This window comes from Bacillus sp. Bos-x628, assembly GCF_040500475.1.
GTDB classification, from domain to species: Bacteria; Bacillota; Bacilli; order Bacillales; family Bacillaceae; genus Bacillus; species Bacillus maqinnsis.
In genome coordinates this window covers 2,608,519-2,623,377 of sequence record NZ_CP159358.1, presented here as the reverse complement: position 1 = coordinate 2,623,377, position 14,859 = coordinate 2,608,519, and the positions used below count along the sequence as shown (strand labels likewise).

General features: G+C 37.9%; 13 protein-coding genes, 2 pseudogenes and 1 other annotated feature. Of the genes and pseudogenes, 3 read left to right on the top strand and 12 right to left on the bottom strand.

The window, feature by feature from the left end; genetic code table 11:
- The first annotated feature begins 10 nt into the window (after positions 1 to 10).
- Entirely contained in the window at positions 11 to 1,003 is a 993-nt protein-coding gene (locus ABVJ71_RS13470; RefSeq protein WP_353854469.1) for a glycosyltransferase family 2 protein, read from the top strand.
- Positions 1,004 to 1,049: 46 nt separating this feature from the next.
- On the opposite strand, the gene ABVJ71_RS13465 is transcribed toward ABVJ71_RS13470, so the two are convergent.
- Entirely contained in the window at positions 1,050 to 2,402 is a 1,353-nt protein-coding gene (locus tag ABVJ71_RS13465; RefSeq protein ID WP_353854468.1) for an amino acid permease, read from the bottom strand.
- Between the two features lie 76 nt (positions 2,403 to 2,478).
- Positions 2,479 to 2,710, bottom strand: a binding site (T-box leader).
- A 91-nt stretch (positions 2,711 to 2,801) separates the two neighbouring features.
- Positions 2,802 to 3,476, bottom strand: coding sequence for an NAD(P)H-dependent oxidoreductase (locus ABVJ71_RS13460; protein WP_353854467.1), 675 nt, complete (start codon positions 3,474 to 3,476; stop codon positions 2,802 to 2,804).
- A 1,353-nt stretch (positions 3,477 to 4,829) separates the two neighbouring features.
- Between ABVJ71_RS13460 and ABVJ71_RS13455 the strand changes: the two genes are divergently transcribed.
- A complete protein-coding gene (locus ABVJ71_RS13455) occupies positions 4,830 to 5,087 on the top strand; it encodes a hypothetical protein (protein WP_353854466.1) in 258 nt (85 codons plus the stop codon).
- A 205-nt stretch (positions 5,088 to 5,292) separates the two neighbouring features.
- On the opposite strand, the gene ABVJ71_RS13450 is transcribed toward ABVJ71_RS13455, so the two are convergent.
- The 3 genes from ABVJ71_RS13450 to ABVJ71_RS13440 form a co-directional block, all read right to left on the bottom strand.
- On the bottom strand, positions 5,293 to 6,480 hold the full coding sequence (locus ABVJ71_RS13450; RefSeq protein WP_353854465.1) for a PDZ domain-containing protein: 1,188 nt from the start codon (positions 6,478 to 6,480) through the stop codon (positions 5,293 to 5,295).
- Between the two features lie 68 nt (positions 6,481 to 6,548).
- On the bottom strand, positions 6,549 to 6,902 hold the full coding sequence (locus ABVJ71_RS13445; RefSeq protein ID WP_353854464.1) for a swarming motility protein SwrAA: 354 nt from the start codon (positions 6,900 to 6,902) through the stop codon (positions 6,549 to 6,551).
- A 350-nt stretch (positions 6,903 to 7,252) separates the two neighbouring features.
- A complete protein-coding gene (locus tag ABVJ71_RS13440; protein WP_353854463.1) occupies positions 7,253 to 8,701 on the bottom strand; it encodes a S41 family peptidase in 1,449 nt (482 codons plus the stop codon).
- A 154-nt stretch (positions 8,702 to 8,855) separates the two neighbouring features.
- Here ABVJ71_RS13440 and ABVJ71_RS13435 point away from each other — a divergent pair, with 154 nt between their 5' ends.
- Positions 8,856 to 9,596, top strand: a complete 741-nt coding sequence (locus ABVJ71_RS13435) for a sulfite exporter TauE/SafE family protein (RefSeq protein ID WP_353854462.1) — start codon at positions 8,856 to 8,858, stop codon at positions 9,594 to 9,596.
- 52 nt (positions 9,597 to 9,648) lie between these two features.
- Here the strand turns inward: ABVJ71_RS13435 and ABVJ71_RS13430 are convergent, their stop codons facing one another.
- The 7 genes and pseudogenes from ABVJ71_RS13430 to ABVJ71_RS13400 form a co-directional block, all read right to left on the bottom strand.
- Entirely contained in the window at positions 9,649 to 10,905 is a 1,257-nt protein-coding gene (locus ABVJ71_RS13430) for a peptidoglycan DD-metalloendopeptidase family protein (protein ID WP_353854461.1), read from the bottom strand.
- Between the two features lie 114 nt (positions 10,906 to 11,019).
- Positions 11,020 to 11,910 carry a permease-like cell division protein FtsX gene (gene ftsX, locus ABVJ71_RS13425; protein WP_353854460.1) on the bottom strand — a complete coding sequence of 297 codons (891 nt, stop codon included), beginning with the start codon at positions 11,908 to 11,910 and terminating at the stop codon, positions 11,020 to 11,022.
- On the bottom strand, positions 11,903 to 12,589 hold the full coding sequence (gene ftsE, locus ABVJ71_RS13420) for a cell division ATP-binding protein FtsE (protein ID WP_353856672.1): 687 nt from the start codon (positions 12,587 to 12,589) through the stop codon (positions 11,903 to 11,905). Before ftsE ends, ftsX begins: the two co-directional genes overlap by 8 nt.
- 624 nt (positions 12,590 to 13,213) lie before the next feature.
- Positions 13,214 to 13,300, bottom strand: a pseudogene (locus ABVJ71_RS13415) (cytoplasmic protein); the annotation flags it as partial.
- Between the two features lie 69 nt (positions 13,301 to 13,369).
- Positions 13,370 to 13,537 (bottom strand): annotated as a pseudogene (locus tag ABVJ71_RS13410) (MFS transporter); the annotation flags it as partial.
- Between the two features lie 170 nt (positions 13,538 to 13,707).
- The gene (locus ABVJ71_RS13405) at positions 13,708 to 14,103 is read right to left on the bottom strand and encodes a hypothetical protein (RefSeq protein WP_353854459.1); all 396 of its coding nucleotides are present in this window, start codon (positions 14,101 to 14,103) and stop codon (positions 13,708 to 13,710) included.
- Between the two features lie 236 nt (positions 14,104 to 14,339).
- Positions 14,340 to 14,849, bottom strand: coding sequence for a hypothetical protein (locus ABVJ71_RS13400; protein WP_353854458.1), 510 nt, complete (start codon positions 14,847 to 14,849; stop codon positions 14,340 to 14,342).
- Positions 14,850 to 14,859: the final 10 nt, after the last annotated feature.

Below are 14,859 nucleotides of genomic sequence, written 5' to 3'. Positions count from 1 at the left end.
GAAATGGCTGATGGAAAAAAGTATACAGTATTCTGTTGTTGTACCCGTCTATAATGAAGAACTTGTAATCCATGAATCCTATCAGCGACTTAAGACTGTCATGGATTCGACAGGAGAAACGTATGAGCTTCTCTTCGTCAATGACGGCAGTATAGATCGAACAGCTGAACTGATTAAAGGATACTGTCAGACTGATCCGAATGTGAAATTAATTGATTTTTCTCGTAATTTTGGACATCAGATAGCGATAACAGCCGGGATGGATTATGCAAAAGGAAATGCCGTTGTGGTGATTGACGCAGATTTACAAGATCCTCCCGAATTGATATTAGAAATGATTGAAAAATGGAAGGAAGGCTATGAAGTTGTGTATGCCGTCCGCACGAAAAGAAAGGGAGAAACTTTTTTCAAAAAACAAACGGCCGCTCTTTTTTACCGGATTTTACGTAAAATCACTGAAGTGGACATTCCAATCGACACCGGTGATTTCAGACTGATGGATCGTAAGGTATGTCACGAAATGAGAAAAGTACGAGAGAAGAATCCATTTGTTCGCGGCTTAGTTAGCTGGCTCGGCTTCAAACAAACCGCTGTTGAATACGTACGAGATGAACGACTGGCAGGAGAAACAAAGTATCCGCTCAAAAAAATGCTCAAGCTCTCAATGGACGGTATTACTTCCTTTTCCTATAAGCCTTTGAAGCTGGCAAGCGTTACAGGTATTGCGCTTTCTGCCATTGGATTCATTTCCATGTTTCTTGTTTTATACTTAAAGCTCTTTACAAATAGTACGATTACTGGCTGGAGTTCTTTAATCGTCATACAGCTTTTCTTTAGTGGGATCATACTCTTTATGCTAGGGTTGATCGGGGAATACATTGGCAGAATTTACGATGAAGCAAAAGATCGACCGCTTTACATTGTCAGAGAAAGCTACGGACTTCAGTCAAAACCCCAGTCGGTTCAATCACCAGTTCATTTCAAACATTATAAACAACATTAAAAAAAGCGTGCGAGACCTGTTCAATAGGTCCTGCACGCTTTTTCCATTAAGCCGACGATGTTTCAAAACGCTCCCTTTTGATAAAGAAAGAAAGCGTAATGATGATATAAATCCCCATTGTTACAAAGGTTTGTACAATTGGTGTCGTTGAAACAACACCGATAAAAATGGCAATAATCGCAATCACAGAAAACCACGTCGTGATCGGGTAAAGTTTTACGCGATAGTTCCCTGGCGCTTTCACGCGGCGAGATTTCAAATGACCAACTGCAATAATAAACCAAATAAATAAGACCGTATAACTTAAAGACCCCATTAAGTAATGAAAGGTTTGACTTCCTACAAAAAGAGAGATCAACACAGCCGCATACAATGTAGAAGTACAAATAAGAATGGCTCTTACAGGTACTTGCTGCTTTGAAAGCTTTGAGAAGCCTTTCCATACACGACCGTCCATCGCCTGCGTATAGAGCACCCTTGATGAAGCATACAGACCAGAGTTCATAGAAGACAGAATGGCAAGTAAAATGATGCCGTTCATGATGTCACTTGCATATGGCACCCCAATGGTTGCAAACACTGTAACGAATGGACTCACTTGTTCATTGTTCACCTGATTCCACGGGATTAAGCTGACAATGATAAAGAAAGGCAAGACATAGAAACCAATGATCCGAACAAATGTACTTTGAATCGCTTTTGGGATCACCTTTTCAGGATTTTTCGTTTCCGCTAATGTGACACCGATCATTTCGGTTCCGCCATAGGAATAAACCACGACAAGCATTGCTGCAATTAGTCCACCAGTGCCATTAGGGAAAAACCCACCGTGTTCGGTTAAATTGGATAAGCCGGGTGCTGTATGCTGTCCGAATGAGACAAACAACATGGTTAAACCAATGATCATAAATAAAATAATCACGGCAATCTTAACTGAAGTTAACCAATACTCTGTCTCAGCAAACATTTGCACAGAACAGACATTGATTAACGTCACGGCAAGTGAAATGATTAACACAAGAATCCAAACCGGAACTTGTGGGAACCAGTAACGAATAAAAATTGCAGAGACAATGGCTTCTGCTGCAATGTTCAGCACCCACATCTTCCAATAAATCCAATCTAAAAAGTAGGCCGGATATTTACCTAATACAGGTTCAATCAAATCGCGAAACGTTCTTGCTCCAGGTCGTGCGACTGTCATTTCGGCAAGTCCTTGCATAATAAATAATAAAATAAGACCACCCATCATATATGCCAAAATGACAGCAGGACCTGCAATATCAATGGCAGAACTGCTTCCTTTAAACAGGCCAGCACCGATTGCACCGCCAAGCGCAAGCATCATCATATGCCTTGACGTCATTGTTCGTTTTAATTGCACTTGTTCCTTTTCCATTTGCTATAGCTCCTTTTAAATTTGAATCTTCAGACAAATACAAGATGAAAACAGATAAAAAGGCCAGCCATCTCCTTGAAGAGACGACTGACCCTTGCAACCGCGTTACCACTCTTATTAATTCCAGCTATAGCTGAATCCAACTTAAAACCCGATAACGGAGGTCACACGTAAAGACTTACTATCTATCCATTCAGTCTTACCGCTCATTGAGCGAGTTCAACGAATCCGTTTTACTGCGTTGCACCGACCCGCAGCTCTCTTCAAAAACGGATGTTCATTTACTACTCTCAAGTCAAAGCGTTTATAATCAACTTTTATAATTATCAAAGATTTTATTTTTTAAATATACTGACTAACCACGCAGTTGTCAACATCCTTTTTCAGACAAACAACCCTTTAACGAATCCAAACCGCTACTTCATCCATTGGTCGTCGTGTTTTGCCTCGCTTCGGTTCTGTTACTCGATAACCAAAAGCCACCATCACCGAAATATCGTACTGACCATCCTCAAGTAAACCTTCTTCCTCAAGAATGCGATGGATATCATCGTAGCTAAAGCCTTCTACTGGACATGAATCAATGCCGATTTGCGCAGCTGCTGTCATCATGTTTCCAAGTGCAATGTACGTCTGTTTCGAAGCCCAGTCAAATAGTGTACGGTCATTCTCAAGCAAATGAAGATCGTTCTCTTGGAATTGTTTGTAGCGTTCCTTCACCATGTCAAACGTCTCGTCTGTCATCCCCTTAATTTGTTTATTGATATATTCCGCATATGCTGAATCATAGCGCGCATCCGTTCTCGCCAAAATGATGACAAAATGGCTGGCAGTTGGAAGCTGCTTTTGCGCCCCCCATGTATACTCTTTTAATTTTTCTCTAAACTCTTCATTTTGAATCACGAGGAATTTCCATGGCTCAAATCCTACAGAACTTGGAGAAAGTCTTCCTGTTTCTAAAATAAAAGCAAAATCATCCTCTGGAATCTTTTTCGACGGATCAAACTCTTTTGTTGCATGACGGAATTCATACGCTTCAATGATTTCCTTTTTTAAGATTTCTTTCTTCCTCATATTGTTCATCCTTTCTATTTAACGCTTTTTCTTCAACCCAATTTCTTTCCATTCTTTTTAAGAAATAGTGATGTTATACCTCTATAGTAAAAGAACAGCTTACCTTGATTCAAGTAATTACATTTACAATAAAGTCTTTGATACACAAACTCTCGATCTCATTGTGTAGAAACATTGATATGACAGTCTTTCTCGACTAGAATGTACCTTTTCAAAGTTAACTAGGTAAAATTTAAATTAGGCGTACTTCACTATATAAGCGCATATGCACCATGGAAGCCCTGCGACTCAAATACATGGTTCAAATGAAGAACAATCGTTCATACAAACGAACAGTCTGTAAAGTTGCGCCTAACATTTTATCTAACTTTAAAGCTGAAAAGCCAAATGAGAAATCGGGTCCAATAACAATTAAAAACGAATAAGGCATGAGTGCAGTGTTGAACCGCACTCATGCCTCAAAAGTACCTAATATGAACCGTTTCCTAAATTTAGGGAGGGCAATACATTGCGAAGATTTTTTATTAAACAGAATAACCGATAATGCCTTATGACTTCACTTGACTTTGGAATAAAGATCCTTTTCATAAAATTCGATTTAAATGTTCGTAACCTTGTTCTTTAAAGGCATTCATTGAATCATTAAAGTATTTCATTTCAAGTGATCATTTATTGTTAGGAAATAACTGAGTCCTAAATTATATAGTGCAGATGCTTTTAATCTTTTCGTGTTACTGTCAAAGGCTTTTACTAGTTTTATAGAAGGTAATGGCGTTAAGGTAGTCATAATTTTCAAATTCAACATAAGACTTTACCTCTTCCCCCAATTTCCTTATAATGACATATATTATCATTTTATAGGAAATTCATTACCGCAAAGATCACGCAACTTTTTTTCTATTCAAGAAGATAAAAAAACAGGTCACGAAAGCTTTTATTGAAGTCGGCGCTCTAAGAGATGTCGCTAAGACTCTAGCAAAGTTTATTATTAATCTTTTTTAACAAAAAATAAAAGTGCTAAATAGCGCTTCTTTATGGAGGATATTCATGTCTTTTTCTTATGTCATTTCGTTGACTTTTTTAGTGCTCCTTTTAATATCTATCATCACCTATACTATTTTAAGAAAGAAAAATATTCTAGAGGAACCTCCCGGAGCATTTGCTGCCATTCTTTTTATTGTACTCATTTTATTTTCCCTAAGTGTTGTTATCACAATTCCTAGTGTCATGCTTTATTTCGTCTCTTTAGGAGTAAACTTTCTTTTCGGGGAATATATAACTTATGATTCATTTTTTTCTTTGTTGACTTTCTCATTATTGGTAAGTGTTCTCTCCCTTTTTGGGTCGATATTTATGTTATTCATAGGAAAAGGCATCACATATTTATTGGAATTCCCTGATTGGCTGACCTACATCTTAGAATTTATTAGTTTATGGGTTGTTATTTATTTTTCCATTCAATATGTACTCAACTTAAATTTAGTGAAAGTGACGATTTGGAACAACGGTACTTTGATTTTATCTTTCTTCGTCAGCTTTTTATTTATTGGAATTGATTTCATATTCTCTGCATTTGACCAAGGAGACAAGAACATTGATCATCACGTTTAAACAAAAAACCCCTTATCCAATGAGGCAGGGGTAATCATTTCAATTCCTTGCTTCTAATTAAAATTTTGTCTCGTTTTCATTGGTTAGTCAACAACATTTCCCACCTAAGAAAAGGTTAGAAATGAGTGCGCCATCAACTACAGTTTAATATTTCCCGCTCATAAAAGATGACAAAGGGCTAAAATAAAAATCATTTTAGCCCTTTTCAGGATGAAATATCGGTCTGTTCTTGCATCGAGTCATCTTTCACAAATAAGATCCCAAGCTGATGATGCTCACCTTCATAAGAAGCACGTTTTTCAAATCTTGTCTGACCATTTAAGCCAATGATCTCAAGCTTTGTCAGGGCCCGATTGGTTTGAAGGGCTTCATAAAACTCAGAAACGGTTTTGACCTCAATTCCATTTACCTTTGTAATAACTTCACCGATCTCAAGCTTTAAATCAGCCGCGGGTGTATTCGGAATAGTTCCCAGCACCATCAGCCCTTGATTGCGCTTAGAGAAGTAGAAAGGCGCCGCATTGTCATTGACTCTCTGCTTCCAAGAAAGAAAGGCCCTTCCTAAAATGGCCATCACAACAGCTCCCCAAGCAATCGGCTCAAACCAAATACTTGCAGCACCTAATAATGCAATAGCCAGTCCGAGCATAAGAATACGCCGTGCAGTAATTTGAATACTGACAATTGGCAGCGATCCCTGAATCCGTTGACCGAAGCCAATAATATACGGAATACAAATGAATGAAAAACTCTGATCGTTCACCTGAAGCACCGGCCACCATGGCAGAGAGGATGTTAATTCACCTGCTGGCATCAGCAAGACAAGTGGTAGAAGCCATAGACGGTTTGCCCTCTGCTGTCCAATCAGAAGTCCTCTCGCACTCATCACCATTGCAGGCGATGTACGTAAATGTGCCGTTCGATATGCTAGAATACCTTCAGTCATTAATAGTAACCCTAGCAGGATGACAACGGCAGATGCATTCATCATTGAAAGCTGCGGCAGCCAAGAAGGGCTCACTTGAAAATGCATCAATCCAAATGCCGCAATAAAACTGAAACCGAGTGTGTATGCAGACGAGAGCGCACTCGCCTTAAAGAATAGAGAAAAAACGATGGTCATAGCTGCAACCAGCACGATGAATCCAAGCGGCAGGGCAATCCCTAAACCTACTGTTACAATGGATAGACAAATCCCTAGAACCCATCCCTTAGAATATGTAAATTTTAGTTCATCGTATACATCTTCTATTCTTGTTTGAAACGCTTTTCTCTCTCGCTTCACGCGGATATAGCCATACAATAGGCTTATCAATATCATTAAATAAAAAAGAGGATGGATGAAAAACAGACCGATCGCTTTTAATCCCACTCCCATCCATTCCGAACTCATTATCGTTCACCGCCCAAGTCAAGCATTTTCTCTTATTCTATCAAATAAATCGTTGCTTGACATCAGGTTTATTTCTCCTGATTCATCCAAAGTGTTACATTCGACAGTGAAAAGTCCTTTAAATAGTGATTGACATCTACATCTAGTATGCCGCCAAGAAGCTGCATCGACCTTTTAATGTCGGTTAAGTTTATACCAAGTCTCTTATGATTATCCATTAAATAATTGAAGTATATCTCAGCACAGTCTTCATCAATTTCGTCGACTGATTCTACCGTTGTGTAATTGACTAAGTATCTGCTTAACAGCATGAGCAGACTTAATGCCTTTGTAGAGGAAAATGTCACATTTTTCGTGCGACTCTTAAGTTCCTCTACCAATTCGTAATATTTTTTCTCTCTCACAATACTTGCCCTTTTCAATTGTGTACCCCCATTTACTAGTTCTTTTAAGAAAAGCGCAACCTCAGTACAGCTTAATACTCAAGCTGAATATCCGCAAAAAATAAAATAAAATATTTTAAATGAGTGCTACTTTATAATTGTAAGAATTATTTATGTAACATACAACTTTCAAAAGTTTCATTTTCATGGCATGTTTAAATCAACAGAAAGTCTCTTATATAAATATGTTATCGGGTAAATTCGAAGGAATGTTATGTTTTTTGTAAAATAAATGAATATATTTCTCGATATAATTTATTTTTATGAATAAATTTTTACATGTTTGTGACACTTATGAACCAAAAATAAAGAGGCGAATAAAGGCCTCTTTATTTTTTGAGATATAGTGCTTTTAGTGCAGTTTGTAGCTGAAGATCATTCTTTTCGTAGGATTTCACTTCATCGACCTTCTGGTTCATCAACTTCGCTGTCTTCAAATCAATCACACCTGTTTTATCAAGATGATATGTGCTTTGAAGAGCAAGTACTGCTTTTTTCGTTTCTTCATCAAAATATCCATCGAATCTGCCAGGGTCAAACGCAAGTCCCTTTAATAGCGTCTGCGCTTGTTTGACTTCTTCATTATTCATATCCAGCTGAAGGGGCTCCTTTAACTGAAGCGGACCGGCTGTAAAATAATCTGGTTGATGAATAGCGATTGTCGGCACCACACCTTTTTTGTGTATCCAATTCCCTTTTGGTGTAAGCCACTTATATAGTGTCAGTTTGATGTTGCTGCCATCCCCCATCGGAACTGCCTGCTGTACAGTTCCTTTCCCGAAGGAAACATCACCTACGACATCATAATTCCCCGCTTCTTTCATCGCACCTGCGAGAATTTCAGAAGCTGATGCACTTCCTTTGTCAATGAGAACGTTGACTGGATAAGGCTTTTTCTCTTTCCGTTTTGAAAAGTATCGTTTCCGGTCGCCATTGCGTTCTGCAATTTGAATATATGGCTGGTCTTTTGTGATAAAATGCTTCAATATTTCTTCTACACTTTGTAGATACCCACCAGGATTTCCTCTCACATCAATCACAAGTCCCTCTATGCCCTTTTTTTCGAGCCTGTTCAGACTTGAGGTGAAATCCTTCGCTGTATCTTCAGAGAAGCTAGATATCGCAATATAGCCTGTTTTATGACCCTTCACATCTTTGATAGAGGCTGAGACGGTTTCAAGCGGGATTTCTTCTCGTTTAATACGGAATGTTAAATCCTTTTCCATTCCGTTTCGTCTAATTTTAATCGCTACAGACGTTCCTTTTTTTCCTCTTATTTTCAACACCGCGTCATTTAGACTTTTTTCTTTCATCGATTCTCCATCAATGCTGATGATTTCATCTTTCGGCTTAAGACCCGCTTTTGCTGCAGGGGATTTCTTAAAGGCAGATACAATAATAATCTTCCCTTCATCCATCCCCACTTCAGCACCAATCCCTTCAAAAGATGAGTCAAGAGAATCAGAAAATTGTTTCGCTGTTTGCTTGTCCATGTACACAGAGTATGGATCATTTAATGTCGAAAGCATTCCTTGAATCGCACCTTCAAGTAGCTTTTTGCGATCGACCTCCTCCACATATTCATTCGAGATAAGGTCATAGGCTTTCTCGATTTTCTCCATTCCGTCTTCTTTAGCCCGATCACTAGATTGAACTTGTCCAGCCATTGCAACAGGTGTTGCCGGCGACTCCGCATGAGTCCCCTCCTTATGTGTAAAAACACTGGCGCTTACTATTAAGATGACACTTGCCATGATTGATGCGATTTGTTTTCTCATATTTGGCCTCCTTCTTCAACTCTTCCTAATGACCTGAGTTATTATATGCCAGAAGAAGGCATTTCATGTAAGTACATTCTCGCCGTGAAGACTTGACTAATCATTTCATTAGGTGTAATTTTTATTTTGTTATGATTGAGAAGGAGTCTTCGTCATGTATATTATATTGACTATGCTTTTATTAGGAATATTATTAGGTTTTGTAGGAGCTGGCGGGGCTGGTTTTGTCATCGCATTGCTTACATTGATTTTTGATGTACCGATTCATACAGCACTCGGAACGTCTTTAGCTGCTATGGCCTTCACAACATTATCTGGTGCATACAGTCACTATCGGGAAGGGAATATTCAGCTAAAATCGGGCTTGATTGTCGGAGCTTTAGCTTGTATTGCCTCTTTTGCAGGAGCAAAGGTTGCACCATTCATACCAGAAGAAAGCCTGCATTATTTAACTGCCGGCATGCTCTTTTTATCCGCTGTTTTTATGATGATTAAATTATTTGTCCTCAATGAGAAAGCTGAGCAGCAGCCGCTTTCTTCACGTCAAATTTGGACAAGAGGCATTATTTTAGGGCTCGTATCCGGCATGCTGTCAGGGATGTTTGGCATAGGGTCTGCCCCATTTATACAAGTTGGACTTTTGATTATGCTGAAGCTGTCCATCAGACAGGCTGTCGGCACGACCATGCTTGTCATTATTCCGATCTCCATTGGAGGTGGAATTGGTTACATTTCAGAAGGCTATGTAGACTTTATCTTGCTAATTCAAATCTTAATTGGAACGGTATTGGGCGCATATATTGGTGCTAAATTCACTCGTCTTGCACCGAAGCTTTTACTGAAATCTGCAGTGCTTTTAACACCGATTGTTGCCGGATTGCTACTGCTATTTTAATTCAGCACCTACCTAAGCAAAAAGCCGATAACATGATGTTATCGGCTTTTTGCTAACGTATATATTGAGCAGGATTCACTGCATTTGATTTTGCACCATTCCATAATCCTTTATGAATTTCAAAATGAAGGTGCTGACCGTATGACTGACCTGTATTTCCCATGTAACCAAGGAATTGTCCTTGCTCGACTCTTTGTCCTGTTGAAACACTTCTCGTTGACAAGTGAGCGTACACGGTTTGATACGTTTGACCATTCATGTTGTGCGTAATGAATATCACATTCCCGTAGCTAGACGAGTAGCTTGAATTGGTGACCGTTCCAGATGCTGCTGCCACGACAGATACTGTGCCTTTCGCAGCAATATCTAAGCCGTAATGCTGCCCGCCTGAACGTCTTCCAAATCCTGAAGAAAACCTTCCGGCAGCCGGTTTGATAAAACCTGAACTACTTGCCGGTGTATCTGACACATGATTTGAAGAGCCTCCACTGTTTGATGCAGGTGCAACTGCTTGCTTCGCTTTCTCGGCTTCTTCCTTTTGACGACGAGCTTCCTCAGACTTCACTGCTGCTTTTTGGTTTGCTAAAATGTCTTTCTCATTTTCAAGCTTGCCAAGTTCATCATGTGCATGTTCTTTTTCTTCTGTCACATGCCCAAGCACTTTCCCTTTTTCTTTCTGCTGCTTGGAAAGGTCTTTTTTTAAAGATTCAAGCTCCTTCAGAGAGGCTTCAAGTCCACTTAATTGATTATTTAGCTCTGCTTCTTTTTGCTCCACTAGCTTTAAATCGTTTTCGTGTTCTGTAATCATGTCTTTATCGGCTTCTACAATCGTTGTGACGGCCCCAACACGACTCACAAAATCACTAAAGCTACGAGCACCTAGCAGCACATCTAAATAGTTGATTGTACCGCCACTTTTTTGCACTGAACGAATTCGGTCTTTGAAAATAGCTTTTCTTTTTTCTATTCGCTCATTGATGATCTTAATGTCTTTTTTTAGTTTTTGAATCTCTTGTTTGGTTTGTTTAACCTCTTTTTCCTTTGCAGCGACTTTTTCAGTTGCAGTACTTAACTTTTGGTCAATTTTTTCAATCTCTTGATTTAGCTTTGTTTCTTTCTTTTCAAGCGTTGCAAGCTCTGATTTCTTTTTCTTAAGCGTTGCTTCAGTATTCGATGTTTTCTTTTCGATTTGTTGACGTTTTTGTTCTAGGTCTTCGTATGCGAAGGCACGATTTTCGTTCCCTGGAATATATAGCCACGTTGTTCCAATAAACGCTGCCATTCCAGCCATCATCAGCTTTCTTTTCAAAACGATATTCCCCTCCCATGACAACTATTGACATGAAGATTCGACCGGATGAACAGGATCAGCCGGTCACATCTTCTATAGAAATCTTCGAATGCTGCCTTCAAAATAAGATATTTATACTTTCAAGAATTTACGGATGGACGTTAAGCTTCCCCACACCCCAATGATTGCCCCAATCAAAAGAAGGATAAGAGATATTTGATAGACAAACGGGTTATATGGAAGCATTGAGATAAATGAACCTTGGACTCTCGGCGCCACCCAGCCAACAACATATTGATACGTGCTAAGCAATAAGGCGATTGGTATAATAGAACCAAATACACCGAGCAGTAATCCTTCGATGAAAAATGGCCAGCGAATAAACCAGTTCGTTGCACCTACTAGCTTCATAATCTCGATTTCTTTACGTCTAGCAAAAATCGTAATTTTGATCGTATTTGAGATTAAGAACATCGCTGTAAACAGGAGCCCAATGATGAGAGCAATCCCAACGTTACGCGCAACTCCTACAACATTAAAGAGTCGACTGACCTCTTCTTTACCATAGGTCACTTTATAAGTACCTTTCAGATTTTCTAATTTTTTCGCTACTTTTGGTGTGTCATGAGGGTCTGTTGTTTTCACAATAAATGCATCATTTAATGGATTTTCTTGATCAACAAGTCCCATGGATTGTCCATTTTCACCAAAGCTTTTAATCAGAGCTTTCAGTTCGTCATCCTTTGATGAGTATTTGACATCACTAATTTCAGGAATCTTTTCAATCTCTGCTTTTAACTCATTTTGCTGCTTTTTATTTGCTGTTAAATCAATTAACACTTTTACTTCTACTTCTTTTTCAGCGTTAGATGCCATGTTATTTAAGTTGAGCATAATGACAAGAAAAACCCCAACTAAAATAAGTGTGACAGTTACCGCACTAATAGATGCAAACGTCATCCACGTGTTCCTTCCGAGTGAACGGAAGCTCTCACGCAAATGCCGCGAGAGAGTTTTAATCATAAATTCCGTACTCCCCTCTTGCTTCGTCACGCACAATGATACCGTCTTCGATTGCGATGACGCGTCTCTTCATGCTGTTTACGATCTCTTTGTTGTGTGTTGCCATAACGACAGTTGTTCCGCGGTTATTAATTTCTTCTAATGTCTTCATGATTTCCCATGATGTATCCGGGTCAAGGTTCCCTGTAGGTTCATCTGCTATAACAACCTCAGGATTATTAACGATTGACCTAGCGATAGAAACCCGCTGTTGTTCACCGCCAGACAGCTGATCAGGAAATTGACGTGCTCTGTGCTTTAGTTGCACCAAATCTAGCACATCAAGCACTTTCTTTTTAATGATACTAGGCTGTTCACCAATTACTTCAAGCGCAAATGCCACATTCTCAAACACTGTAAGTGTCGGAAGAAGCTTAAAGTCTTGGAAGACAACCCCAATCTCTCTTCTCACATAAGGGATATCCTTTTCTTTTATCGACCCTAAATCTTTGTTATTAATTAAGATTTTCCCTTTAGTTGGCTTCTCTTCACGATACATCATTTTGATGAAAGTGGATTTACCAGCACCGCTGGGACCAACAACATACACAAACTCTCCTGGATGGATAGAGACGTTGATTCCATTGATCGCCTTTACGCCATTAGGATAAATCTTGTAGACTTCCTTCATTTCAATCATGTAATCACCTAATCTTTTCTTATTCGCTATCGTCAGCATATTAATGATGTTTTTTGCAACTTTCGGCAAAAAACGTATGTATGGTCACGCACATACCCTTCGATACGCACAAGCAATTTATGTCCTTTTCATCCAAAAAGATGAAAAAATTGAAATCCTCTAAATTTCAACAACTCCCATTATACGTCATGAATCGACACAATGGTATTACATTTATATTTCAAAACGTATAAATAAAAGTAAAATAGAGCAATCAAAAATCAAAAAAACATGCCTTTTTACCCTTAAAATTTAATATAGTGCGCTTTCATACTATTCAAAAAACTTTTTTATATTTAGAGAATAAAAAACCCCTGTCCATTGGGACTGATTCACTTATAGTCGGTTTTTTTCTCAATTTCATGATAAAAACCATATAAACGGAATTCTAGCTACTCTGAAAAAGTACTTTCCATACTAATTTATTGCCTACCATTTTAAATTCAAATATTCAAAGTTTAAATTTATCATAAAAAACAAAAAGCACTTGTTGCCTAAAAGACAATCAAGGGCTTTGCATTCATCTGTTTTTAAGTAACATTTTTATAATAAGTCATCATTTGTATATAGTAACAAATATTACGTATAGTCGATTTCAACTCGTGCTTTTGCTGTTGGTGAAAAGTCAGGACCTGCATTTTTACACACAATTCCTTTCATACCAGCTTCATTTTTTCTGTAGTGTAGGATCTGGTGGTGGTTTGGGTGGTTTTATAAACGGCTTTCCCGCCTTTGAAGATGCACCCTGCCAATACAAAGTGCTAAGATTATATAACTAATTCCCGCATTTTTGGTATCTAACTGTTTGATTAAAAATGGCATATTTGAAGCCAAAATAATATTGACCATACCTAATAAAAAATAATTGATATAAAGACTAGAAGCCGTTCTCACATACGGATTTCTCATGTATCTCACAGCTTACATATCCTTCATTTATCAAGCACTAGCCTTTATTTTATATGAATGTGAAAGGTAATGATAGTGAATTGCTTAAATTTGAGATACAGGGGCCTTTTTGCTAATGGATATGTTATTGATCATTGTCGTTTTAGAGGTATCATAAGTATAATGAACTCTCACAGCCCCCAAGTACTTAGCTCATAAAAATACTCTGGGCGCTCTATACACAACCCAAAATGAAAATCCTCTGCTACTAAAATGAAATCCCCATATTCACTTGAAAATTTCGTTTGCTCAAGAAGTTGATTTAAAAGAGTAAAACATTCATTCACACTTAATAATAGCGCTTCAATTTCATGCTCCCGAAAAAATATCTGTCTACCTTGTTTAGGAGTCACTTTCACCCTGCTGACGATTTCCTTTAACATTTGTGAAGACTTTTCAATATGCTCTCGATAGTTATCTCCATGTATTTGAATTTTATGTTCTTTCGAGTGAAGGAAAGTAAATACCTTCTGACAAAACAATTGATTTTCTTCGATATCTAAAAAAGGGTTTTCTGGAATTGTCATATAGCTTTATTCGTTCAATAAGTGCTTTCTTCTGCTTTTTCTTTTTAAGCTTTCTATTTTTGTTTTTTGGTTATTCCTCATAGGAGGTCACCTCCATAAAACATATAAACACCATGATGCTCTTTCGAGACGAGAAAAACAGAGAAGCAACTAGCGATATTAACCTGTTAGTAATCATGTACATACAATTTTATTTCCACCAGTTAAAGGTTAAATTTTTTGTATTTCATAATAATCTAATTCAATGCATCTTCTAATGTTTTCTTTTCATGTTCTAACATACCACTTATTATAATGCCACAAACTACCCTATCTTTATCTAAAGCAAATCCTACTGTATCATTTTGTAAAATAGATAAAGCATCATTTTCTGAAAATGAAATCAATACATTATCTATCCCTATATATACGTCTAATTGACCTTCTTCGTCTATATAGGTCATATCATTATATTCTTCTACTTGAAAATTTGGTACGCCTTTAATTATATTTATATCTTTCAGATCAAATTTCAAACTTTCCATTTTGTGTACATTCTCACTTAATGTTAGTGTAATTGAACGAAGGCTACCTGTATATTTCCCTATACCTATTTCAATTAGAGATTTCTTGAAATCTCCAGTTCTCCAATATATCGTTGGCTCTTTTGATATATTCCAACTACCGAATTCTATATTAATCGGTGTATAAAGATCATATTCAATATTTATAGGCTGACTATCTTTATATTCTGTTACTTTTAACATTATCATGTCT

Coding starts and splice junctions, on each gene's coding strand:
- ABVJ71_RS13470 (WP_353854469.1), top strand. CDS start 11: ATGGAAAAAAGTATACAGTATTCTGTTGTTGTACCCGTCTATAATGAA.
- ABVJ71_RS13465 (WP_353854468.1), bottom strand. CDS start 2,402: ATGGAAAAGGAACAAGTGCAATTAAAACGAACAATGACGTCAAGGCAT.
- ABVJ71_RS13460 (WP_353854467.1), bottom strand. CDS start 3,476: ATGAGGAAGAAAGAAATCTTAAAAAAGGAAATCATTGAAGCGTATGAA.
- ABVJ71_RS13455 (WP_353854466.1), top strand. CDS start 4,830: ATGTTATTCATAGGAAAAGGCATCACATATTTATTGGAATTCCCTGAT.
- ABVJ71_RS13450 (WP_353854465.1), bottom strand. CDS start 6,480: ATGAGTTCGGAATGGATGGGAGTGGGATTAAAAGCGATCGGTCTGTTT.
- ABVJ71_RS13440 (WP_353854463.1), bottom strand. CDS start 8,701: ATGAGAAAACAAATCGCATCAATCATGGCAAGTGTCATCTTAATAGTA.
- ABVJ71_RS13435 (WP_353854462.1), top strand. CDS start 8,856: ATGTATATTATATTGACTATGCTTTTATTAGGAATATTATTAGGTTTT.
- ftsX (WP_353854460.1), bottom strand. CDS start 11,910: ATGATTAAAACTCTCTCGCGGCATTTGCGTGAGAGCTTCCGTTCACTC.
- ftsE (WP_353856672.1), bottom strand. CDS start 12,589: ATGATTGAAATGAAGGAAGTCTACAAGATTTATCCTAATGGCGTAAAG.
- ABVJ71_RS13405 (WP_353854459.1), bottom strand. CDS start 14,103: ATGACAATTCCAGAAAACCCTTTTTTAGATATCGAAGAAAATCAATTG.
- ABVJ71_RS13400 (WP_353854458.1), bottom strand. CDS start 14,849: ATGTTAAAAGTAACAGAATATAAAGATAGTCAGCCTATAAATATTGAA.